The sequence below is a fragment of the Bradyrhizobium sp. USDA 4454 genome (assembly GCF_054822705.1).
Genome location: NZ_JBTRCN010000001.1, coordinates 1,889,042 through 1,911,088, shown reverse-complemented (window position 1 = coordinate 1,911,088; position 22,047 = coordinate 1,889,042). Strand labels below are relative to the sequence as shown.

Below are 22,047 nucleotides of genomic sequence, written 5' to 3'. Positions count from 1 at the left end.
ATGCGACTGACCGGAGGCACGTCCGCGCGGCTCGGTGCAAGCTGGGACGGCAGAGGCACCAATTTCGCGCTGTTCTCGGCCAATGCGGAGAAGGTGGAGCTATGCCTGTTCGACGGCCAGGGTCGCCGCGAGCTCGAACGGATCGTAATGCCGGAGCGCACCGAGGACGTCTGGCATTGCTATCTCAACGACGTCTCGCCGGGCCAGCTCTACGGCTATCGCGTCTACGGACCTTACGCGCCGGAGCGCGGCCACCGCTTCAACGCCAACAAGCTGCTGCTCGATCCCTACGCCAAGCGGCTCGCGGGCCGGCTGGTGTGGAGCGACGCGCATTTCGCCTACCGTACCGGCAGCGCGCGCGAGGATCTCTCGTTCGACCGACGCGACAATGCGCGCGGCATGCCGAAGGCGGTCGTGGTCGACGAGACCTTCAACTGGGGCCGCCGCGAGATCCGGCCGCAGATTCCCTGGCAGGACACCATCATCTATGAGGCGCACGTCAAGGGCCTGACCCAGAAGCGCGAGGATGTGCCGCCGAACCTGCGCGGCACCTATGGCGGCCTGTCGTCGCCGGCGATGATCGACCACCTCAAGCGGCTCGGCGTCACCACCATCGAGTTGTTGCCGATCCACGGCCTGATCGACGACCGCACCCTGGTCGAGAAGAAGCTTTCGAACTACTGGGGCTACAACACCATCGCCTTCTTCGCGCCCGAGGCGCGCTACGCCCAGGACAATGCGCTGGATTCGTTCCGTACAACAGTGGCGCGGCTGCACGATGCCGGCATCGAGGTGCTGCTCGACGTCGTCTACAACCACACCGCCGAAGGCAACCATATGGGCCCTACGCTGTGCTTTCGCGGCATCGACAACGCCTCCTATTACTGGCTGAACCGCGAGAACCCGCGTTTCTACGACGACTTCACCGGCTGCGGCAGCTCGGTCAACCTCACCCATCCACGCGTGCTGCAGATGGTGATGGATTCGCTGCGCTACTGGGTCGAGGTCTGCCATGTCGACGGCTTCCGCTTCGATCTCGCCACCACCCTGGCGCGCGGCCCGAACGGGTTCGATCGCAACCATCCCTTCCTCGCCGCGATCCGCCAGGACCCGGTATTGGCAACGGTGAAGATGGTCGCGGAGCCCTGGGACCTCGGCCTCGGCGGCTACCAGGTCGGCGCCTTTCCGTCGCAATGGTCGGAGTGGAACGACCGCTATCGCAGCGCGATGCGGCGCTACTGGAGCGGCGAAGGCAGCCTGATCGGCGACATCTCCGGCCGCATGACGGCGTCGTCGGATCTGTTCCACCACGACAACCGCGCGACCCGCGCCAGCATCAACCACATCACGGTGCATGACGGCTTCACGCTCGCCGACCTGTTCAGCTACAACGAGAAGCACAACGAGGCCAATGGCGAGGACAATCGCGACGGCTCCAACGACAATCACAGCAACAATTGCGGCCATGAAGGCCCGACCGACGATCCCGCGATCACCGCGCTGCGCCGCCAGCTCAGGAAGAACGCGCTGGCCTGCCTCTTGCTCGCCCAGGGCACGCCGCTGATCCTTGCCGGCGACGAGGTCGCCAATACGCAAGACGGCAACAACAACGCCTATTGCCAGGACAATGAGACCGGCTGGATCGGCTGGGACAATCTCTGCACCGACGACGATGCGATCGATTTCATCGGCCACCTCACTGCGCTGCGTCAGCGCTTCGGCCAGATCCGCTGCCAGAGCTGGCTCGACGGCCGCCGCACCGACGGCAGCTATGGCGTGCTGTGGCTGACGCCTGCGGCGGAGGAGATGAAGGAGTCCGACTGGAAATTCCCGGAGAGCCGGTTCCTCGCCTATGTGCTGGGCCCAATGGAACAAGGACAGGCGCCGATCTTTATCGTGCTCAATGCCGCGCCGCAGGAGATCGTGTTCAGGATGCCGAGGATGGCCGAATACAACAGCTGGCAGCAGGTTCTGAACACGACCAAGACCGAGCAGACCGGTGAGCAGTTTGCATCCGGCGCCGATACCATCGCACCGCCGCGCTCGGTGCTGGCATTTGCGGGCTCCCCATGAGCACTCAGCATTTCGGCCCCGAGCTGACACCCGATGGCACGCGCTTCCGGCTGTGGGCACCCGCTGCCAAGCGCGTCGACCTGCTGCTCGACAAACCTCACGCACTGACGCGCGATGCCGCCGGCTGGTACGTCGCCGAGATCCCGGGCGCCCGCGCCGGCACGCGCTACAAATTCCGCATCGACGACGAGGTCGATGTGCCCGACCCCGCCTCCGCCTTCCAGCCGGACGACGTGTTCGGCCCGGGCGAAGTGATCGATCACACCGCCTTCAAATGGCGCGCAACCGACTGGCGCGGACGCCCCTGGCACGAGGCCGTCGTGCTCGAGGCGCATGTCGGCACCTTCACGCCGGAGGGTACCTACCGCGCCATGATCGACAAGCTCGATCATCTCGTCGCAACCGGCATCACCGCGCTCGAACTGCTGCCACTGGCGGATTTCGCAGGCCGCCGCAACTGGGGCTATGACGGCGTGCTGTGGTACGCGCCCGACAGCGCCTATGGTCGACCCGAAGACCTCAAGACCCTGATCGACGAGGCGCATCTGCGCGGGCTGATGGTGATGCTCGACGTGGTCTACAACCATTTCGGGCCCGAGGGGAATTACCTCGGCCGCTATGCGCCCTCCTTCTTCAGCGACGCGCATACGCCCTGGGGCAGCGCAATCGATTATCGCGTACCTGAGGTGCGCGCCTTTGCGATCGGCAGCGTCGTGAGCTGGCTGCGCGACTATCGCTTCGACGGGCTCCGCTTCGATGCCGTCAACACCATCGTCGAGGCTGGCGAAATCTCCATCCTTCATGATTTCAGCAAAGCCGCAGGCCAGCTCGCCACCGAGACTGGCCGGCAGATCAACCTCGTGCTGGAGAACGGCGACAATATTGCGAGCCTGCTCGACGCCGCCGAAGACCCGCCGGACGGCAGATTCCGTGGCCAGTGGAACGACGATTATCATCACGCCTGGCACGTGCTGCTGACCGGCGAAAAGCAAGGCTACTATGGTGACTACCGGTCACCGAAGGAGGACCTCGCACGCGCGCTGTCGTCCGGCTACATCTATCAGGGCGAAATCTCCGAGTTCTGGGGCGGCAAGGCGCGCGGTGAGCCAAGCGGCGCGCTGTCGCCGACCTGCTTCATCAACTTCCTGCAGAACCACGACCAGATCGGCAACCGGCCGCTCGGCGATCGGCTCGAGAGCCTCGCGAAGCCGCAGGCGATCGAGGCCGCGCTGGCGATCACGCTGATCGCGCCCAACACGCCGATGCTGTTTATGGGCGAGGAATGGGGCGCGACGACGCCCTTCCCGTTCTTCTGCGATTTCAAGGGCGATCTCGCCAACGCCGTCCGTGCCGGCCGGCGCAAGGAATTCGCCTGGGCCTATGCCAAATATGGCGACGATATTCCCGATCCGCTTGCCGAGCAGACGGTGCGGTCGGCGGTGCTTGACTGGACCGCGCGCGAGCGCGATCCCGGCCGCGCGCGGCTTGCGCTGGTGCGTGACCTGCTCGCCGTGCGGCGGCAAGAGATCACGCCGCGGCTGCAAGGGGCGCGCTTCGCCGATGCCATCATGGCGGGTGACCTTCTGACGGGGCATTGGCAGATGGGCGACGGCAGCACGCTGCGGCTGACCGCCAATCTATCGGATCGCGCCATCGTCGAAGCGCCGGAGCCGAAGGGAACTGCGATCTGGGGCGGCGCGTTGTCGGGCGACCTCCCCGCCTGGGCGGTGCGCTGGCACATCGGATAGCACAATGCCTCCGGCGATCCCGATCGCGACCTACCGACTGCAACTTACCGCCGATTTCGACTTCGATGCCGCAGCCCACGTGGCGCCGTATCTGAAGGCGCTCGGCATCAGCCATGTCTATGCCTCGCCCTTCATGAAGGCGCGCAAAGGGTCGACCCATGGCTACGACGTCGTCGACCACACCAAGTTCAATCCGGAGCTCGGCGGCGAGGACGGCTTTGCGCGGCTCAGCGACGCGCTGAAAAAGAACGACCTCGGCCTGATCCTGGATTTCGTGCCGAACCATGTCGGCGTGCATTTCGCCGACAATCCGTGGTGGCTCGACGTGCTCGAATGGGGACCGGTGTCGCCGCACGCGGTCTCCTTCGACATCGACTGGGACCAGTTGCCCTATCGCGCGCGCGGCGGCGTGCTGCTGCCGATCCTCGGCTCGTCCTACGGCCAGGCGCTGGAGCGCGGCGAGATCGAGTTACGCTACGATGCCGACGAAGGCAGTTTTTCAGCCTGGTATTTCGAGCACCGCCTGCCGATCGCGCCGGAGCGCTATGGCGAGGTACTGCGGACCATCGTCCGCGAGGCTGGCGCCGAAGACAGTGCGGCCGGGCGCGCGCTGCTCGAGCTCGCCGCCAGGTATCGCGGGCTGCGTCACCCGAACCGCAAGGAAGCGCCAGCGCTGAAGGCCGCGATCCGGGCGATCGAGGGCGCCGCCGAGACCATCACGCGCGGGCTCGAAGCCTATCGCGCCGGCGAAGACCGCCCCACCCAGACGCTGGCGCTGCATCATCTCCTGGAGCGTCAGCACTACAAGCTCGGTCACTGGCGGCTTGCCTCCAGCGACATCAACTATCGCCGCTTCTTCGACGTCAACACGCTGGCCGGCCTCCGCGTCGAGGACGCCGCCACCTTCGAGGCGAGTCACAGCCTGGTGAAGCGGCTGATCGCGGAGGATCGGCTGCAAGGCCTGCGGCTTGACCATATCGACGGCCTGCGCGATCCCGCGCAGTATTTCCAGCGGCTGCGCCGTCTGATCCGCTCCGCACAGGGCGCCAAGGCCAGGCCGTTCTACATGGTGATCGAGAAGATCCTCGGCGAGGACGAGAAGCTGCCGAAGTTTGCCGGCGTCCATGGCACGACCGGATATGAATGGATGAACACGATCAGCCGGGTGCTGGTCGACGGCGCCGGCCTCGATCCGCTCAACGAGATCTGGCGTCAGATCAGCAACCAGTCGCCGAGCCTGACGCCAGTGCTGCGCGCGGCCAAGCGCCGCGTGCTGGAGACCTTGCTGACCAGCGAGTTCACCGTGCTGGCGCGGCTCGTCGCGCGCATCGCCAGCGGGCACTATTCGACCCGTGACTTCTCCGCCGACAGTTTGCGGCAGGCGCTCGAGCTCTACGTGCTGCACTTCCCGGTCTATCGCACCTATCTGACCGGCTCCGGGCCGACCGCGCACGACCGGGCGCTGATCAGCGAGACCATCGAGCGCGCCCGCGCCGACTGGTTTGCCGCCGATGAAGGCATCTTCGACTTCCTGCGCGATGCCCTGACCATGGATCTACTGAAGCCCGGGCGTCCCCCGCACAGCGCTCCGCGGGTCCGGCGCTTCGCGCTGAAAGTGCAGCAATTCACCGGGCCGATGATGGCGAAGTCGCTGGAGGACACGACCTTCTATCGCTATCACCGCCTGCTCGCGCTCAACGAGGTCGGCGGCGATCCCGCGGCGAGTGCGATCGCGCCCGAGACCTTTCACGCCATGATGCAGGCCCGCGCCCGCGACTGGCCGCACGGTATGACGTCGACCGCCACCCACGACACCAAGCGCGGCGAGGACGCCCGCGCCCGGATCATGGCACTTGCCGAAATTCCCGGCGAATGGACCAGCGCGGTGGCGCGCTGGAAGGTGCTGAACGCGCCGCATCTGGTGCTGGACGGCGAGATGCGCGCCCCGTCGGCGACGTTCGAATACATGCTGTACCAGACCCTGCTCGGCGCCTGGGATCCAGACGACCCATCGCTGATCGCGCGCATCCAGGCCTATGCGCTGAAGGCGGCGCGCGAGGGCAAGCAGGAAACCAGCTGGCTCAATCCGCACGAGCCTTACGAGGCCGGCGTGAAGTCCTTCATCGCGCGGATACTCGATCGCAACATCTCGGCCGAGTTTCTCGATGCCCTGGACACGCTGGCCGGGCGCACCGCTCTGATCGGCGCGCTGAACTCGCTCAGCCAGATCACGCTGAAGGCGACCATGCCGGGCGTGCCGGATTTCTACCAGGGCACCGAAAGCTGGGATCTTTCGCTGGTCGATCCGGACAACCGCCGTCCGGTCGACTTTGCCACGCGCGCGGACATGCTTGCAGCGCTCGAGGCACCGGATTGGGATGCGCTGACCCGGAGCTGGCGCGACGGCCGTCTGAAGTTCGCATGGACGCGGCATCTCTTGCGACTGCGCAACGAGCTGGCCGAAATCTTCACCAGCGGCGGCTACGAGCCGTTGACGGTCAACGGCCCGCATCGCGATCATGTCATCGCCTTCGTACGGCGCCATGGCCGCGAGGCTGCTATCGTCGCGGTGACGAAATCATTTGCGCCGTTCACGCAGGGTGGACGCAGCTGGCCGCGTCCTGAGGCGTTTGAAGGCGAGATCGACGTGACCGGATACGCGCTGCCGGGCGAGGACGGCAAGCTCCAGCTTTCGACGCTGTTCGCCAAACTGCCGGTCGCGGTGTTGAAGGCCAAGGCTGCGGCAGGAACGAAGCACGCCGCAAGGCGTGCACGCGCGCACAGCTAGCACCGCGCGTCAGCGCTTGGTCAGCAGCAACTGCCCGCTCTTCTGGATGGCAGCCTGTGCCACCTCGGCAAAGCGTTGCAGCAGCCATGGCAGCGTCACCTCCAGGCGCACATGAGTATCCTCGACATCGACGTGTCCGGCCGCGACCTGCCCCAATGCGCGGACACGAAAGCTCATGCGGTTGTTGTCCCAGCGCTCCTCATCGACGCTCATGACAGGCACGTTCGCAGCCGCGCGCGACAGGCCCGTCTTCAAGCGGCGCATCGCCTCGTCGCGGCCGAGGCTGTGAGGGATCGAGACGATCAGCGGAGCCGACATCGCAGTGCACTCCTCAGTAGATTCCGTTGATGTAGTTCTGTTCCAACGCGAAGGGAAGACCGCACAGGTTTATCGTACCGCCATAAGGGGAACCTTCGTAGTTGCGAATTGTTTCCCTCCCCGAAGGGCAGAGATCAATAAGCCCACGGGGCTGAGGAGAGACTCAATGTCAATTGGAACGATCATTCTTATCATTCTGGTCATCGCACTGCTCGGTGGCTTTAGCGGCATCGGCGGCGGACCGTTTTACGGCACCGGCTATTATGGCGGCGGTGGTCTCGGCCTCGTGATCGTCATTCTGCTGATCCTGCTGCTGATGGGACGGCTGTAGCATCCCGCGACGGAGCGACTCACATAGAGATGTCATCACCCGGAGATGTCATCACCCGCGAAAGCTTTCGCGGGTGTTCCGGTATTTCAGAGGCATTGACGATTGAACCGACAAGCCGCGGCGTACTGGATACCCCGCTTTCGCGGGGTATGACGAGGCGAGTTAACGACATGAGCCAGCCCAATAACGGCTACCGCCCCGCAAGCTTCTTCATCGCCGCCTTGATCGACGAGGCCGCATCCTCATAGCCGTCCCAGGCCTTGGTCTTGGCGAGTAGCGCCGGCACGGTCCGTACCGTAAATTTCTTTGGATCGAGATTATCGCGCAGCTGGCTCCAGGCCAGCGGCATCGACACCGTGGCGCCCGGCCGCGCCCGCGGCGACAGCACTGCGACCGCGGTCGACATTCGGTCATTGCGCAGATAGTCGAGGAAGATCTTGCCCTTCCGCTTGGCCTTGGACATGTTGATCAGATAGCGCTCGGGCTCGTCCTGCTCCATCCACTGGCAGATGGCCTGCGCGAATGCCTTGGCCTCCTTCCAGCTCACTTTGTCCCTGGCGCCGTCGGTCAGCGGCGTGACGACATGGAGACCTTTGCCGCCGGTGGTCTTGCAGAAGCTTTCGAGACCGACCGCGGTGAGTCGCTTGCGCATGTCCTTGGCCGCGTCGATCACCTCGGTGAACGCCACGTCGGGCGCAGGATCCAAATCAAACACCAGGCGGCCCGGCGTGTCATAGGCATCGGGTGCACAGTTCCAGGGATGCAGCTCGAGGCCGCCGAGCTGCGCGACCGCTGCCAGCCCCTCGATCTGGTCGATCTGCAAATACGGTTTGCGGTCGCCGGACACCTTGGCGAGCTTGAGCAGTTTCGACGTGCCGGCCATCGCGTGACGCTGGAAGAAGGTCTCGCCCTTGATGCCATCAGGGGCGCGCACGATCGAGCATGGCCGGCCCTTGAGGTAAGAGATCATCCATTCGCCGACCGCCTCGAAATAGTTTGCGAGGTCGAGCTTCGTCACCGGCTCGCCGTCGCCGGCGTCGGGCCAGAGCGCCTTGTCGGGATGGGAGATGGTGACACCCATCACCTCGGCAGTCCCCTTCTTCGCCACGCCTTTGGCCATCGGCTTCACCACTCCGGTTACGACCGGCCGTTCGGCCTCGACCTCATGCGCCGGCTTGTCCTGGCGCAAGCCCTTGAACGCGGCCTGGCGGATATTGCCGGCGTCGGTCCATCCGGCAAACTCGATCTCGGCGACCAGCTCAGGCTTCAGCCAGTGCACGTCGCGGGTCTTCTTCGGCGCATCCTTGCCGCCGAACGGGCTTTTGTCCGATGCCGCGGCCTTCAGCGCCGGCATGATGCGGCGGACGGTGTCCTGGCCAAAGCCGGTGCCAACGATGCCGACAAAGGCCAGATGATCGTCGCGATAGACGCCGGCCATCAGCGAGCGGAATTTACCGTTGGTGGTCTTCCAGCCGCCGATCACCACCTCATGGCCGGCGCGGATCTTGGCCTTGGTCCAGTCATCGGAGCGGCCGGAGCGATAGGTCCCGTTGAGCTTCTTGGAAACGATGCCTTCCAGCCTGAGCTCACGCGCGGACTCCAGCACGGCGTCGCCGCGCTGCTCGAAGTGCTCGACATAGCGGATCAGCAGGTTCTTGCCCTTGCGTGATGCCAGCAATTCCTTAAGTCGTGCCTTGCGCTCGGCGAGCGGCAGCGGGCGCAAATCCTCGTGACCGGCGAACAGCAGATCGAACGCGTAGAAGATCAGCCGGTCGGTCTTGCCGTCGGAGAGCGCCGCCTGCAGCGTCGAGAAGTGCGGAATGCCGTCCTTGTCGAGCGCGACGATCTCGCCGTCGATCAGGACGTCCGGCAGCTTGCCGGCCTCCTTCACGATCGCACCGAACTTGTCGGACCAGTCGAGCCCCTTGCGGGTCTTCAGCACGGCCTCGCCGTCCTCGACGCGGAGCTGGACGCGGTAGCCATCGAACTTGATCTCGTGGCACCAGCCCGCGCCATTCGGCGGGCTCTCGACCGCGGCGCAGAGCTGCGGCGAAACGAAATCGGGCATCTCCGCCACCTGTTTCGATTTCGCCTTCGCTCGCTCCTTCAGCTTTGCTTTCGGCGCTGGCGCCTTGGTTTTGGCGCGCGCGTCAGCGGCCATGCCGTGATTGGATTGCCAGACCGCATCCGCCTTGGCCCTGCCGTTGCCCTTCGCCAGCATGAACGGTTTCGGCGCCCGGCCCTTGCCGGCTGCGATCTGCTCCATCGAACGCCCCGAGGCAACCGAGCGGTCCTCGTCGAGGATCGCCTCGCCGTTGCCATCAACGGCATACTCATCGCGGTGCTTGATCAAGAGCCAGTTGGTGCGCTTGCCGCCGGTGCGGTCGTTCCTCATCCGCACCAGCACCCAGCTGCCGTGCAGCTTGTCGCCATGCAGCGTGAACTTGAGGTCGCCCTTCTTGAAACCGCGCTCGGGATCGTCGGATTCCCAAGTGCCACGATCCCAAAGCTGCACGGTGCCGCCGCCATACTGGCCCTCGGGAATCGTGCCTTCGAAATCGCCGTAGTCGAGCGGGTGATCTTCGACCTCGACGGCGAGCCGCTTGTCATGGGGATCGAGCGAGGGCCCGCGCGTCACCGCCCAGGACTTGAAGACGCCGTCGAACTCCAGCCTCAGATCATAATGCAGCCGCGTCGCGTCATGCTTCTGGATCACAAAACGCCGTTGCTTCGCCGGCGCGACCTTGACCTCGCCCGACGGCTCGCTGGTCTTCTCGAAGTCGCGCTTCTTGCGATAGGTGGTGAGGTTTCTCAGCGACACGTATAGGCCTCGGCACAAACGGCGGCCGCCGCCTCGGCGCGGCCATCAGGAACCAAAACCTACGGTATCCGTTCAAGTTCCAAACTCAAGTTGTTTGGAGACGATCATGGCCGCTCCTCGCGCCTATTGGAAGGGCACGCTCAAACTCTCGCTGGTGTCGTGCCCGGTGGCGCTCTACCCGGCCTCGACCACGGTCGAGAAGACCCGCTTTCACATGATCAACCGGGACACAGGCAACCGGCTGAAGCAGCAAATGGTCGATAGCGAGACCGGCGATATCGTCGAGGGCGACCAGAAGGGCCGCGGCTATGAGGTAAGCAAGGGCAAATATGTCGAGATCGAGAAGGACGAGCTCGAGGCGGTCGAGATCGAGAGCAATCACACCATCGATATCGACAGTTTCGTGCCCGAGGCGGAGATCGACAAGCGCTATCTCGACCACCCCTATTACATCAGGCCCGACGGCAAGGTCGGCGTCGACGCCTTCGCGGTGATCCGCGACGCCATGAAGGACCAGGACCGGGTCGCGCTGGCGCGCATCGTGCTGACCAACCGCGAGCACGTGATCGCGATCGAGCCGCTCGATAAGGGCATGCTCGGCACCACCCTGCGCTACCCCTACGAGGTGCGCGACGCCGACGATTATTTCGACGACATCAAGAGCCCGAAGGTGACCAAGGACATGATCGAGCTTGCGAGCCACATCCTCGACAGCAAGGCCGCGCATTTCGACCCGTCGAAATTCAAGGACGAATACGAGACCGCGCTGAAGGCGCTGGTCCGCCGCAAGGCCGCCGGCAAGCCGATCAAGGCCGCGGAACGCGAGGAGAAGCCGAGCAACGTGGTCAACCTGATGGACGCGTTGCAGCAGAGCTTGAAGAGCGGAAAGAGCGGCGCACGGCGATCCGGCTCCTCCGCGCGGCGCCCGACCTCGCACCGCCGCACCGCCAAGAAGGCGCACCGGTCGAGTGCGCGGTCGCGTAAGGCGGGGTGAGCGCAGTCGTCATTGCGATCGCAGCGAAGCAATCCATCTCCCCACATACGCGGAGGGATGGATTGCTTCGTCGCTACGCTCCTCGCAATGACGGATGGATGCAACTCATCCGCTACTTCTTCTTCGAGCTCTTTCGCTTCTTCGACGCCTTGCGCTTCGAACTCTTCTTGGACGCCTTCTTCGGTACCTTCTTGCCCTTGGCGCGCGCCTCGGACAAACCGATCGCGATCGCCTGCTTGCGGCTCTTCACCTTCTTCTTGGAGCGGCCGCTGCGCAGCGTGCCGGCCTTGCGCTTCTTCATCGCACCCTCGACATCGCGCGATGCCTTTCGCGAATACTTTCTTGCCATGGCTTCTCTCCCGATAACGGAAAACAAGCCTCGGTGGAGACGAAAGTTCCGAAGCTAATCTGCCGCGCGCAGCCGATAGCCGATGCCGGTCTCGGTCAGCACGAATTGCGGGCGCTCGGGGTCAGTCTCGATCTTCTGGCGGAGCTGGCGGACATAGACGCGCAGATATTGCGCGTCGGTCAGTTCGTCCCACAATTCCTTCAGCAGGAAGCGATGCGTCAGCACCTTGCCGGCATGCTGCACCAGCACCCGGAGCAGGTCGTATTCCTTCGGCGACAGCTTGATCTCGCGGTCAGCGACCTTGACGATCCGCCGCACCAGATCGACCGAAAGGTCGCCGGAGCGGAACACTGGCCGTTCGCCCTGCACCTGCAACTGGTGGCGCAGCGCGGCGCGCAGCCGCGCCAGCAATTCGTCCATGCCGAACGGTTTTGTCAAATAGTCGTCGGCGCCGAGATCGAGCGCCTGCACCTTGCCGGCCTCGTCGCCGCGGCTCGACAGCACCACGATCGGGACGCTGTCGTTGCGGCCGCGGATCATGCGCAACAGGTCGTGCCCCTGGATATCCGGCAGTCCGAGATCGAGGATGATCAGCGCCGGCCCCTCGGCCAGCAACTCCAGCGCGATCTTGCCGTTGGAGGCTTCCAGGATATCGTAGCCCTGCGTGCTCAGCCCCATCCGCAAGAGCTTGCGGATCGGTGGCTCGTCGTCGATGACTAGGACCTTGATCGGCGTCGCATTCATGCAGCAGTATCCAGCGCGTTGGTGTCGGCGGGGATCGGCAGGCGGATGGTGATGACGGCGCCGCTGCGGTCGGAGCGGTTGGCCGCCGCGATCGTGCCGCGCATCGCCTCGACGAAGCCACGCGAGATCGCAAGGCCAAGGCCGGTGCCGGGGCGGACATGGTCGCCCTTCTCGGCGCGATAGAACTTGTCGAACACGCTTTCGAGCTCGGCGGCAGGAATGCCGTCGCCCTCGTCGAGGATCTGCAGCGTCACGGCACCATGGTCGCGCGCGCCGCGGATCGAGATCGTGGTGTCCGACGGGGCGTATTTGGCGGCGTTGTCGAGCAGATTGAACAGCACCTGCTCGAACAGCACCGCATCTAGCGCCAGCATCGGCAGGTCGGCGGCGAGCTCCAACGACACACGGTGATGCACCAGGATCTTGGCAGCACGGCGCAGCGCGCTGCCGACGATCTCGCCGACATCATGCCGCGCGGTGTTGGGCACGATCGCGCCGGATTCCAGCTTGGTCATATCAAGGAGATTGGCGATGAAGCGGTTGAGCCGCTCCGACTCGTCGATCACGGTGGCGAGCAGATCGTGCTTCTGCGCATCACTGAGATTCGCACCGAGATCGCGCAGCGCCGAGGCCGAGCCGAGCACCGAGGCCAGCGGCGTCTTGAGGTCGTGGGAGATCGAGGTCAGGAGCGCGCCGCGCAAACGGTCGGATTCCACCGTGCGCTTGACGCGGTCCATGTCCTCGACCAGCAGCACGCGCTCGATCGCGAGCGCGCCCTGGTCGACCAGCGCGTTGAGCAGCCGGCGCTGGTCCGGCGTCAACAGCGGGCCGGTGCGGTCGTCGTCGATGCCGATCACGCCGATCGGGCCGCGGCCGGTGCGCATCGGCAGGAACAGCCGTTTTCCCCCTGGCAGCGTGTCCGAGCCGCGGCCGGCCGGGCGATCATTGCCCCAGGCCCAGTTGGCGGCGGCGAGATCGGCCTGATCGAGCTGGTCCTCCGGCGGATAGCCGCTCTTGACGGTCAGCGTGCCGCCTTCCGGCAGCAGCAGCACGACGCGCACCTTCAGCATCAGCGCGATCTGGTAGGCGGTCGCCCACAGCACGTCGTCCAAGGTCGCGGTGCCGGCGAGCTTGCGGCTGAAGGCGTAGAGCAATTCGGTGGTGCGGACGCGGCCGATCGCGGTGTCGGCCTGGGTGCGCACCCGCGCCGCGACATTCGAGACCAATAGCGCGATCAGCATGAAGAAGAAGAACGCCGCGACATTTGTCGGGTCGGTGATCGTGAAGGTGTAGACCGGCGGCAGGAAGAAGAAATTGTAGCACAGGGACGCGGCGACACTCGCCAAGAGCGACGGCCACAGCCCGTAGCGTACCGCGGCGCCCACTACAGCGGTGATGAAGACGAGGTCGACATTCTCGATGCCGAAGAACGGCTGGATCAGCTTGGCTGCGCCGAGCCCGATCGCCGTCAGCAGCAGCGACATCAGATAGGGCCGCGGATTGAACGGATCCTGCCGCTGCGCGGTCTGCACCGCCGCCTTGCCGACCGGCAGCTCGTCGCCGGCGATCACGTTGACGCTGATATTGCCGGCGCGGCGCACCAGATCGTGCACGACCGAGCCGTGCGTCAGCTCGAACCAGCGCGAACGCGTCGACTTTCCGATGATGATCTGGGTGACGTTATTGGCCTGCGCAAAGTTGATGACGTCGTCGGCGATGCGGCGGCCGACGCCGGGCAGTGTCAGCGCCTCGCCGCCGAGCGATTCCGCCAGCCGCATGGTGTCGGCCAGCCGGTCGCGCTGCTCGTCGCTTAGTTGCAGGCTGCGCCGGGTCTCGATGCTGACCGCGGTCCATTGCGCATGCAGCCGGTCGGCGAGCCGTTTGGTGTAGCGCACCAGGCCGGCGGCGCGCGGGTCCTCGCTCAGGCAGACCAGGATGCGCTCGCCAGCGGCCCAGGGACCCTGGATCGCGTTGGCCTGCATGTGGTTGAGCAGTTGCTCGTCGACCCGCTCAGCGGTGCGGCGCAGCGCCAGCTCGCGCAGGGCGGTGAGGTTGCCGGGCGAGAAATAGTGCTCCAGCGCCCGCTCGGCCTGCTTGGGCACATAGACCTTGCCCTCCTTCAGCCGCTGGATCAGGTCGTCGGGCGTGAGGTCGATCAGCTCGATCGCATCGGCGCGATCGATCACCGAGTCCGGCACGGTCTCGCGCACCCGCACATGCGTGATCTGCGCGACGACATCGTTGAGGCTCTCGATGTGCTGGATGTTGATCGCGGTGTAGACGTCGATGCCGTGCGACAGCAGTTCCTCGACGTCGAGATAGCGCTTGGGGTGCCGGCTGCCCGGCGCATTGGTATGGGCGAGCTCGTCGACCAGCGCGAGCTGCGGCCGCCGTGCGATCACGGCGTCGAGGTCCATCTCCTCCAGGCTCTGGTCGCGATAGGCCAACCGCTTGCGCGGGATCACTTCGAGACCCCTGAGCAGCGACTCGGTCTCGGCCCGCCCGTGCGTTTCGACCACGCCGACCACGACGTCGACGCCCGCCTTGAGGCGGGCGTGGGCGCTCGAGAGCATCTCGTAGGTCTTGCCGACGCCGGGGGCGGCGCCGATGAAGATCTTCAGCCGCCCCGAGCGATCGGTCTCGCGGCGCGCCGCCTCCAGCAGCGCATCCGGCGACGGTCGTTTATGGGGGTCGCGCTGATTGGCCATACCGCAATATAGTCATCCTGCGAGAGCGGGCCTACTCCCCTATTTCGCCTTTGCCGCATCGAGCGCCAGGTTGAGCGCAAGAACGTTAACGTGGGGCTCACCGATCACGCCGGCAAGGCGGCCTTGCGTGTTCTGCGTCACTAGCTCGCGCACCGCATCCTCCGACATGCTGCGCGCCTTGGCGACCCGCGGCACCTGGAACAGCGCAGCTTCCGGCGAGATGTCGGGATCAAGCCCGCTGGCCGAGGTGGTGACGAGGTCGACCGGCACCGATGCAGTCGGGTTCTCCGCCTTCAGCTTCTCGACATCCTCCTTGATCCGGTCGTTCAGCGCCTTGCTGGTCGGGCCGAGATTGGAGCCGCCGGAATTCGCCGCGTTGTAGGGCGCCGGCACGGTCTTCGACGAGTCGTTCGGATCGGGGGCGACCGTCGCCGACGGCCGGCCGTGGAAGTATCTATCCTCCTTGAACTCCTGCCCGATCAGGGCAGAGCCGATCACCGTGCCGTTTCGTTCGATCAGGCTGCCCTGCGCCTGCTTCGGAAAGATGACGCCGGCGACCGCCGTCATGGCGAGCGGATAGGCAAGGCCGGTGATCGCGGTCAGCAGCACCAGCACGAGGATGGCGGGGCGGATTTCTGTGAGCATGATAGGTCTCCGATATGTAGTTACCGTCATTCCGGGGCGGTGCGAAGCATCCAACCCGGAATCTCGAGATTCCCCGATGCGCAATTGCGCATCTGTGGTCTGGTCCTTCGGACCATCCCGGAATGACGAACCTTGTTAAGCCAGGCCCAAGGCGGCGACGATGAGGTCGATCGCCTTGATGCCGATGAACGGGATGATGATGCCCCCTAGGCCATAGATCATCAGGTTGCGGCTGAGCAGCGCACCGGCACCGACGGCGCGATACTTGACGCCCTTCAGCGCCAGCGGGATCAGCGCGATAATGATCAGCGCGTTGAAGATGATCGCCGACAGGATCGCGCTCTGTGGGCTCGCCAGGTGCATCACGTTCAGCACCTGGAGCTGCGGATAGAACGCCAGGAACATCGCCGGGATGATCGCGAAATATTTCGCGACGTCGTTGGCGATCGAGAAAGTGGTCAGCGCGCCGCGGGTCATCAGCAGCTGCTTGCCGATCTCGACCACCTCGATCAGCTTGGTCGGGTTGGAATCGAGGTCGACCATGTTGCCGGCCTCGCGGGCGGCCTGCGTGCCGGTGTTCATGGCGACGCCGACATCGGCCTGCGCCAGCGCCGGGGCGTCGTTAGTGCCGTCGCCGCACATCGCGACCAGCTTGCCCTTGGACTGCTCATCGCGGATCAGCTTGAGCTTGTCCTCAGGCGTTGCCTGCGCCAGGAAGTCGTCGACGCCGGCCTCGGCCGCGATCGCGGCCGCGGTCATCGGGTTGTCGCCGGTGATCATCACGGTGCGGATGCCCATCCGGCGCAATTCGGCGAAGCGCTCGCGGATGCCGCCCTTGACGATGTCCTTCAGGTGCACGACGCCCAGCAGCTTGCCGTCCTTGGCGACCGCCAGCGGCGTGCCGCCGGCCTTGGCGATCTCGTCGGCGATCGCCTGGATCTCGCGCGCCTCGGGGCTCATGTTCGCCGCGACCGCCCGGACGGTGTTGCCGGAGGCCACCGTGCGGGGCGCGCCGCCGTCGACATAGGCGAGGATGGCATCCACCGCGCCCTTGCGGACCGACATTGCGCCGGCATCGATGCCGCTCATGCGGGTCTGCGCGGTGAACGGAACGAAGGTCGCATGAAGCTCGTGCATCTCGCGGCCGCGGATGCCGTATTTCTCCTTGGCAAGCACCACGATCGAGCGACCCTCCGGCGTCTCGTCAGCGAGCGAAGCAAGTTGCGCCGCGTCGGCGAGGTCCTGCTCGGAGATGCCGCGGATCGGACGAAACGCTGTCGCCTGGCGGTTGCCGAGCGTGATGGTTCCGGTCTTATCCAGCAGCAGCGTGTCGACGTCGCCGGCGGCCTCCACCGCGCGGCCGGACATCGCCAGCACGTTGAAGCGCACCAGGCGGTCCATGCCGGCGATGCCGATCGCCGACAACAGCGCGCCGATCGTCGTCGGGATCAGCGTGACGAACAGCGCCACCAGCACCACGACCGAGATCGAGCCGCCGGCATAAGCCGCATAGCTCGGGATCGTCACGGTCGCGAACACGAAGATGATGGTGAGGCCGGCGAGCAGGATGTTGAGCGCGATCTCGTTCGGCGTCTTCTGCCGCTCTGCGCCCTCGACGAGCTTGATCATGCGGTCGATGAAGGTCGAGCCTTGGGCTGCGGTGATGCGGACGCGGATCCAGTCCGACAGCACCTGGGTGCCGCCGGTCACCGCCGAACGATCGCCGCCGGACTCGCGGATCACAGGCGCGGATTCACCTGTTATCGCCGCCTCGTTGACCGAGGCAACGCCTTCGATCACCTCGCCGTCGGACGGAATGTTGTCGCCGGCCTCGACCAGCACGATGTCGCCGACCTTCAGCGAGGTGCCGGGCACCATGCGATAGGTCCGGTCGGTGCCGGTCAAAAGCTTGGCCTGGCTCTCGGTGCGGGTCTTCTTCAGTGACTCCGCCTGCGCCTTGCCGCGGCCTTCGGCGATGGCCTCGGCGAAGTTGGCGAACAGCACCGTGAACCAGAGCCAGAGGATGATCTGGAAGGTGAAGCCGAGGTTGGCGCTGCCGGTGACGAGGTCGCGCACGAAGATGACCGTGGTCAGCGCGGCCACGACCTCGACGACGAACATCACCGGGTTCTTCGCCATCAGCCGCGGGTCGAGCTTGACGAAGGCCGATGTGATCGCCGGCACCAGGATCTTCGGGTCGAGGATGGTCGACGCCGTGACCTGCTTCTGCAGTCTTGTGGTTTCCATGGATGTCACTCCGGACAAATCGGATCAGAACAGGGTGTTGGCGTTGTCAGCGAGGTGCTCGACGATCGGCCCGAGCGCCAGCGCCGGGAAGAAGGTGAGACCGCCGATGATCAGGATCACGCCGATGACGAGGCCGACGAACAGGCCGCCGGTGGTCGGGAAGGTGCCGGCCGAGGCCGGGATCGACTTCTTCTCGACCAGCGAACCCGCGATCGCCATCGCCGGCACGATCATGAAGAAGCGGCCGACGAACATCGCCGACGCCAGCGTCAGATTGTAGAACAGCGTATTGCCGGTGAGGCCGGAGAAGGCCGAGCCGTTATTGCCGGTCGCCGAGGTGAAGGCATAGAGCACCTCGGAGAAGCCGTGCGGGCCGGCATTGGCCATTGAGGCCACTGCCGACGGCAGCACCACGCCGACCGCGGTCCAGCCGAGATACATCAACGGCAGCACCAGGATCGCCAGCATCGCCATCTTGACCTCGCGCGCCTCGATCTTCTTGCCGACATATTCCGGGGTGCGGCCGACCATCAGGCCGGCGACGAAGATCGCGAGCACGACGAACAGCAGCATGCCGTAGAACCCAGCGCCGACACCGCCGATGATGACCTCACCGAGCTGCATGTTGATCAGCGGGATCATGCCGCCGAGCGCAGTGAAGCTGTCATGCATGGCGTTGACCGCGCCGCAGGACGCCGCTGTGGTGACGACGGCGAACAGCGAGGACGCGACGATGCCGAAGCGGACCTCCTTGCCCTCCATGTTGCCGCCGGTGAGATCCAGCGCCTGCAGCGCCGAGGTGCCGTTGGCTTCCGCCCAATAGGTGATGGTGACGCCGGCGATGAACAGCACGCCCATCACGGCAAGGATCGCCCAGCCCTGGCGCTCGTTGCCGACCATGCGGCCGAACACGTTGGTCATCGCAGCACCGAGCGCGAAGATCGAGACCATCTGCACGAGGTTCGACAGCGCGGTCGGATTCTCGAACGGATGCGCGGCGTTGGCGTTGAAGAAGCCGCCGCCATTGGTGCCGAGCATCTTGATCGCGACCTGCGAGGCCACCGGCCCGAGCGCGATGGTCTGCTTGCCACCCTCCAAGGTGGTGGCATCGACATAGGCGCCGAGCGTCTGCGGCATGCCCTGCCAGACCAGGAACAGTGTGTAGACGATGCAGACCGGCAGCAGCACATAGAGCGTGCAGCGCGTCACATCGACCCAGAAATTGCCCACCGTGCGCATCGACGAACGGGTGAAGCCGCGGATCAGCGCCATCGCCAGCGCGATGCCGGTCGCCGCCGACAGGAAGTTCTGGTGGGTCAGGCCCAGCATCTGGACCAGATAGGACAGCGTGCTCTCGCCGCCGTAGTTCTGCCAGTTGGTGTTGGTGATAAAGGAGATCGCCGTGTTGAAGGAGAGATCTTCGGCCACCGCGGTCTGTCCGGCCGGGTTGAACGGCAGCACCGCCTGCAGCCGCATCAGCCCGTAGATCAGGGCGAAGCCGCCGACATGGAACAGCAGCATGGCAACCGTGTAGGTCAGCCAGTGCTGCTCGCGCCGCTCATCGACGCCGCCGACCCAGTAGATGCCGCGCTCGACGGGGCGCAGCACGGGCGAGAGGAAGGTACGCTCGCCGTTGAATACACGGGTCATGTACCAGCCGAGCGGCTTGACCAGCGCGATCACGATCACGCAGAACAGAATAATTTGAATCCAGCCGATGACGGTCATCGCGTCAAACCTTTCGAATGGGTGCGAAGCGCAGCAGCGACGCGAATATGCCGAGCAAGAGCCCGGTCAGTACCGCGTCGGCCAACAGAATTGTGCAAAGCGCTGACATCGCTGGGCCTAGAAGCGTTCCGGCCGCAGCAGCGCGTAGGTGAGGTAGAACAGCAGGCCGAGCGAGACGAGGCCGGCGAGCGAGTAATCGAAGACCATCGCCGCCTCCCCTACAGCCGTTCGCAGGCGTAGGCATAGCCGATGCCGGCCGCGAAGAAGCCGATCGCGAGCGCAGCCATGAGAATGTCCATCATGTGAGACTCCTATGCATCCGAGAGGCGCGGGACGACCGTATAAGGGCTCCGCGCCGGATGGCCGTGAGGTGCCATCCGGGGCATAGGTTTTCGAGAGGTGGCGAATAAGGACGTTATAGGAATTGCATAAGTGCCTCCGTAATCGTCGTCCCGGCGAAGGCCGGGACGACGCTGGGGTCTTTATGGAATCCCTATATCTCCGCGCCTCGCCTCGTCTCGCTTTCAAATGGCGCCCCGGCCATTTTGGGCCTGCGGCCAATGCTTTGGGCCGCGCCCGAAACGAGATGACGTCATGTCAGCACTATCCCACTCCACCTCGACCGAGCTCGGCGAACGGCTGCGCGACGCTTACGCTGTCACCGCCGAGTTCATGACCGACATCATCAGCCAGACCTGCCGGCGCTTTCCTTCGGCCGGGCAAAGCGCCAAGACCTCGCGCGTCGAGCGCCTGATCCAGTCCGGCGCCTGGACCGATGCCGCGATCGCGCTGCTCGATCTCGAACTTCCGCAATGGCAGGTCCGCCGCCTGGTTTATGACGAAGGCGAGTGGCACTGCGCGTTGTCGCGCGAGCGCGAGCTGCCCGATTGGCTCGACCAGTCGATCGAGACCCGCCATGCCGATCTCGCGCTCGCGATCCTCTGCGCGTTCGTCGAAGCGCAGCGGATCTCGGCGCCGGAGAATCGCACCAGCGTGCCGACCGTCCGCTGCGAGACCCGCGCGCTGCACGAGCCGCTGTTCGTCGACAATATCGGCTGATGGCGGCGCAATCGTGAACGCGAAACAACTGCCGCGGCAGCTGCTGTCGGTCCAGGTCATGCGCGCTCGGCAGCGGCCTCATCCAGGGTCTCTGAACCATCCCCGAAAATCCTATGCCGCTCCTATGACGTCGCTGCCCGCTCGTGCTCGATTTCATATCCGGCAACACCGACATTGATCGCGTGACTTAAACTTCAAGGACCACGTCAGTGAAACTCGTCGAACCTCCCTCGTGTAGCGCAGCATCCAGCATCGTCTTCATCGGCCGCAACCATCGCGGCCAATGGGTTGCCCAGCAGCAGAACGGCCTCTATGGCGGCCTGTTCGTCAACCGCGCCCAGGCCGTCAAATACGCGCTGTTCGAGAACGGCCAGCACCGCGAAATGATCGTCGAGCTGTCGCGTGAGATCGAGCTCGATATGAGCGGCGAGACCGCAAGGCTTCCCGCAAGCCGCATGGCCTGAGCCACTCCCATGACTGCGCAAGCTGGCACGGCCGATTGGCTGTCGGGCTTCATCCCGGATCTTCCGACGCCCTTCACTCACCGGGACGAGATCGACACCGCGGCGTTCGGCCGGCTGTGCGAGCGCCAGATCGCAGCCGGCGCCTCGGCGCTGCTGGTCGGTGAGACCGCGGGCGAAAGCTCGACGCTGGAGCCAGCAGAGCGCGCGCAGCTGGTTCGCATCGCCGCCAACGTCGCGCGCAAGCGTGTCCGCATCATTGCCGGTGCCGGGTCGAACGCGACCGATCGGGCCGTCACGTTCACCCGCGCGGCGGAGGAGGCCGGAGCCGACGCCATCATGTCGGTGGTGCCCTATTACAACAAGCCGATGCCGCAGGGCATGGCGGCGCATTTCCGCGTCGTCGCTGCGGCCACCACGCTGCCGGTGATCCTGCACGACATTCCACAGCGGACGGTCAAGGGGCTTCCGGATGAAATCCTGCTCGAGCTCGCCGCAGTGCCGGGGTTCATCGGACTGCGCGACGGTAGCGGTGACGTCGCCCGCATGCTGCGCCTGCGCTCGCGTCTGCCGGCGACCTTCCGCATGTTGACCGGCGACGACGCATCATCGCTCGCCTGGCTCGCGGCCGGCGGTGATGGCTGTATCTCGGCCGTGGCAAACGTCGCGCCCGATCTGTCCGTGGCCATCCACCGACATTTCCGCGCGGGGCGGTTGTATCAGGCGCGGGAGTTGCACCAGCGGCTGGTGCCGCTCGCAACGCTGCTGGAGCGCGACCACCCTGCCGCGTTGAAGTTCGCACTGGCTCTGCTGGGGTTCATCCAGCCGGCGACTCGGCTGCCGATCGTTCAACTCGGCGGACCGGCAAGGGACGCGGTCGCGCAGGCGATGGCCGAGCTTGCCGACGCGTATCTCGGAGCAGCGCGCTGAGATTTGCGAAAGCCATCGCAATGCACAATGGGATCAGCGCACGGCCCCGTGAAACCGCGCCATATTGAGGTTCCCGAGCGGCGCCCCATATCCACGGCAAGGG

The 22,047-nt window shown here is 65.2% G+C and carries 17 protein-coding genes; 8 read left to right on the top strand and 9 right to left on the bottom strand.

Features of this window, described 5'->3' with window-relative positions:
- The 3 genes from glgX to treY are packed head-to-tail and all read left to right on the top strand — an operon-like array spanning position 1 to position 6,609.
- Positions 1 to 2,073, top strand: coding sequence for a glycogen debranching protein GlgX (glgX, locus tag ACVIW0_RS08610; protein ID WP_461351929.1), 2,073 nt, complete (start codon positions 1 to 3; stop codon positions 2,071 to 2,073).
- On the top strand, positions 2,070 to 3,821 hold the full coding sequence (gene treZ / locus ACVIW0_RS08605; protein ID WP_461351928.1) for a malto-oligosyltrehalose trehalohydrolase: 1,752 nt from the start codon (positions 2,070 to 2,072) through the stop codon (positions 3,819 to 3,821). The genes glgX and treZ overlap by 4 nt, the downstream gene beginning before the upstream one ends.
- Before the next feature lie 4 nt (positions 3,822 to 3,825).
- Positions 3,826 to 6,609 (top strand): malto-oligosyltrehalose synthase, encoded by a 2,784-nt coding sequence (treY, locus tag ACVIW0_RS08600; protein ID WP_461351927.1) that lies wholly within the window; start codon positions 3,826 to 3,828, stop codon positions 6,607 to 6,609.
- Positions 6,610 to 6,618: 9 nt separating this feature from the next.
- Here the strand turns inward: treY and ACVIW0_RS08595 are convergent, their stop codons facing one another.
- Positions 6,619 to 6,927, bottom strand: coding sequence for a polyhydroxyalkanoic acid system family protein (locus ACVIW0_RS08595; protein WP_461351926.1), 309 nt, complete (start codon positions 6,925 to 6,927; stop codon positions 6,619 to 6,621).
- A gap of 166 nt (positions 6,928 to 7,093) precedes the next feature.
- Here ACVIW0_RS08595 and ACVIW0_RS08590 point away from each other — a divergent pair, with 166 nt between their 5' ends.
- On the top strand, positions 7,094 to 7,258 hold the full coding sequence (locus ACVIW0_RS08590) for a DUF3309 family protein (RefSeq protein WP_082190472.1): 165 nt from the start codon (positions 7,094 to 7,096) through the stop codon (positions 7,256 to 7,258).
- 190 nt (positions 7,259 to 7,448) lie between these two features.
- On the opposite strand, the gene ligD is transcribed toward ACVIW0_RS08590, so the two are convergent.
- Positions 7,449 to 10,079, bottom strand: coding sequence for a DNA ligase D (ligD, locus tag ACVIW0_RS08585; RefSeq protein ID WP_461351925.1), 2,631 nt, complete (start codon positions 10,077 to 10,079; stop codon positions 7,449 to 7,451).
- Positions 10,080 to 10,185: 106 nt separating this feature from the next.
- On the opposite strand from ligD, the gene ku reads away from it, so the two are divergent.
- Positions 10,186 to 11,073 carry a non-homologous end joining protein Ku gene (ku, locus tag ACVIW0_RS08580; protein WP_461351924.1) on the top strand — a complete coding sequence of 296 codons (888 nt, stop codon included), beginning with the start codon at positions 10,186 to 10,188 and terminating at the stop codon, positions 11,071 to 11,073.
- A 112-nt stretch (positions 11,074 to 11,185) separates the two neighbouring features.
- Here the strand turns inward: ku and ACVIW0_RS08575 are convergent, their stop codons facing one another.
- The 7 genes from ACVIW0_RS08575 to ACVIW0_RS08545 form a co-directional block, all read right to left on the bottom strand.
- Positions 11,186 to 11,422 (bottom strand): DUF6496 domain-containing protein, encoded by a 237-nt coding sequence (locus ACVIW0_RS08575; protein ID WP_461351923.1) that lies wholly within the window; start codon positions 11,420 to 11,422, stop codon positions 11,186 to 11,188.
- A gap of 54 nt (positions 11,423 to 11,476) precedes the next feature.
- Positions 11,477 to 12,166, bottom strand: coding sequence for a response regulator (locus ACVIW0_RS08570; RefSeq protein WP_461351922.1), 690 nt, complete (start codon positions 12,164 to 12,166; stop codon positions 11,477 to 11,479).
- Positions 12,163 to 14,874 (bottom strand): DUF4118 domain-containing protein, encoded by a 2,712-nt coding sequence (locus ACVIW0_RS08565; protein ID WP_461351921.1) that lies wholly within the window; start codon positions 14,872 to 14,874, stop codon positions 12,163 to 12,165. Before ACVIW0_RS08565 ends, ACVIW0_RS08570 begins: the two co-directional genes overlap by 4 nt.
- 39 nt (positions 14,875 to 14,913) lie before the next feature.
- Positions 14,914 to 15,519: a K(+)-transporting ATPase subunit C gene (locus tag ACVIW0_RS08560; RefSeq protein ID WP_461351920.1), complete on the bottom strand. Its 606-nt coding sequence runs from the start codon at positions 15,517 to 15,519 to the stop codon at positions 14,914 to 14,916.
- 135 nt (positions 15,520 to 15,654) lie between these two features.
- On the bottom strand, positions 15,655 to 17,766 hold the full coding sequence (gene kdpB / locus ACVIW0_RS08555; RefSeq protein WP_461351919.1) for a potassium-transporting ATPase subunit KdpB: 2,112 nt from the start codon (positions 17,764 to 17,766) through the stop codon (positions 15,655 to 15,657).
- 24 nt (positions 17,767 to 17,790) lie between these two features.
- Positions 17,791 to 19,494 carry a potassium-transporting ATPase subunit KdpA gene (gene kdpA / locus ACVIW0_RS08550; protein ID WP_461351918.1) on the bottom strand — a complete coding sequence of 568 codons (1,704 nt, stop codon included), beginning with the start codon at positions 19,492 to 19,494 and terminating at the stop codon, positions 17,791 to 17,793.
- Positions 19,495 to 19,611: 117 nt separating this feature from the next.
- A complete protein-coding gene (locus ACVIW0_RS08545; protein ID WP_461351917.1) occupies positions 19,612 to 19,701 on the bottom strand; it encodes a K(+)-transporting ATPase subunit F in 90 nt (29 codons plus the stop codon).
- Between the two features lie 387 nt (positions 19,702 to 20,088).
- On the opposite strand from ACVIW0_RS08545, the gene ACVIW0_RS08540 reads away from it, so the two are divergent.
- From ACVIW0_RS08540 to dapA, 3 genes are all read left to right on the top strand, one after another.
- The gene (locus ACVIW0_RS08540; protein ID WP_461351916.1) at positions 20,089 to 20,553 is read left to right on the top strand and encodes a hypothetical protein; all 465 of its coding nucleotides are present in this window, start codon (positions 20,089 to 20,091) and stop codon (positions 20,551 to 20,553) included.
- A gap of 209 nt (positions 20,554 to 20,762) precedes the next feature.
- Complete coding sequence (locus ACVIW0_RS08535) at positions 20,763 to 21,017, top strand: hypothetical protein (RefSeq protein WP_461351915.1); 255 nt, start codon at positions 20,763 to 20,765, stop codon at positions 21,015 to 21,017.
- A 9-nt stretch (positions 21,018 to 21,026) separates the two neighbouring features.
- Positions 21,027 to 21,944: a 4-hydroxy-tetrahydrodipicolinate synthase gene (gene dapA, locus ACVIW0_RS08530; protein ID WP_461351914.1), complete on the top strand. Its 918-nt coding sequence runs from the start codon at positions 21,027 to 21,029 to the stop codon at positions 21,942 to 21,944.
- The last annotated feature ends 103 nt before the right edge of the window (positions 21,945 to 22,047 follow it).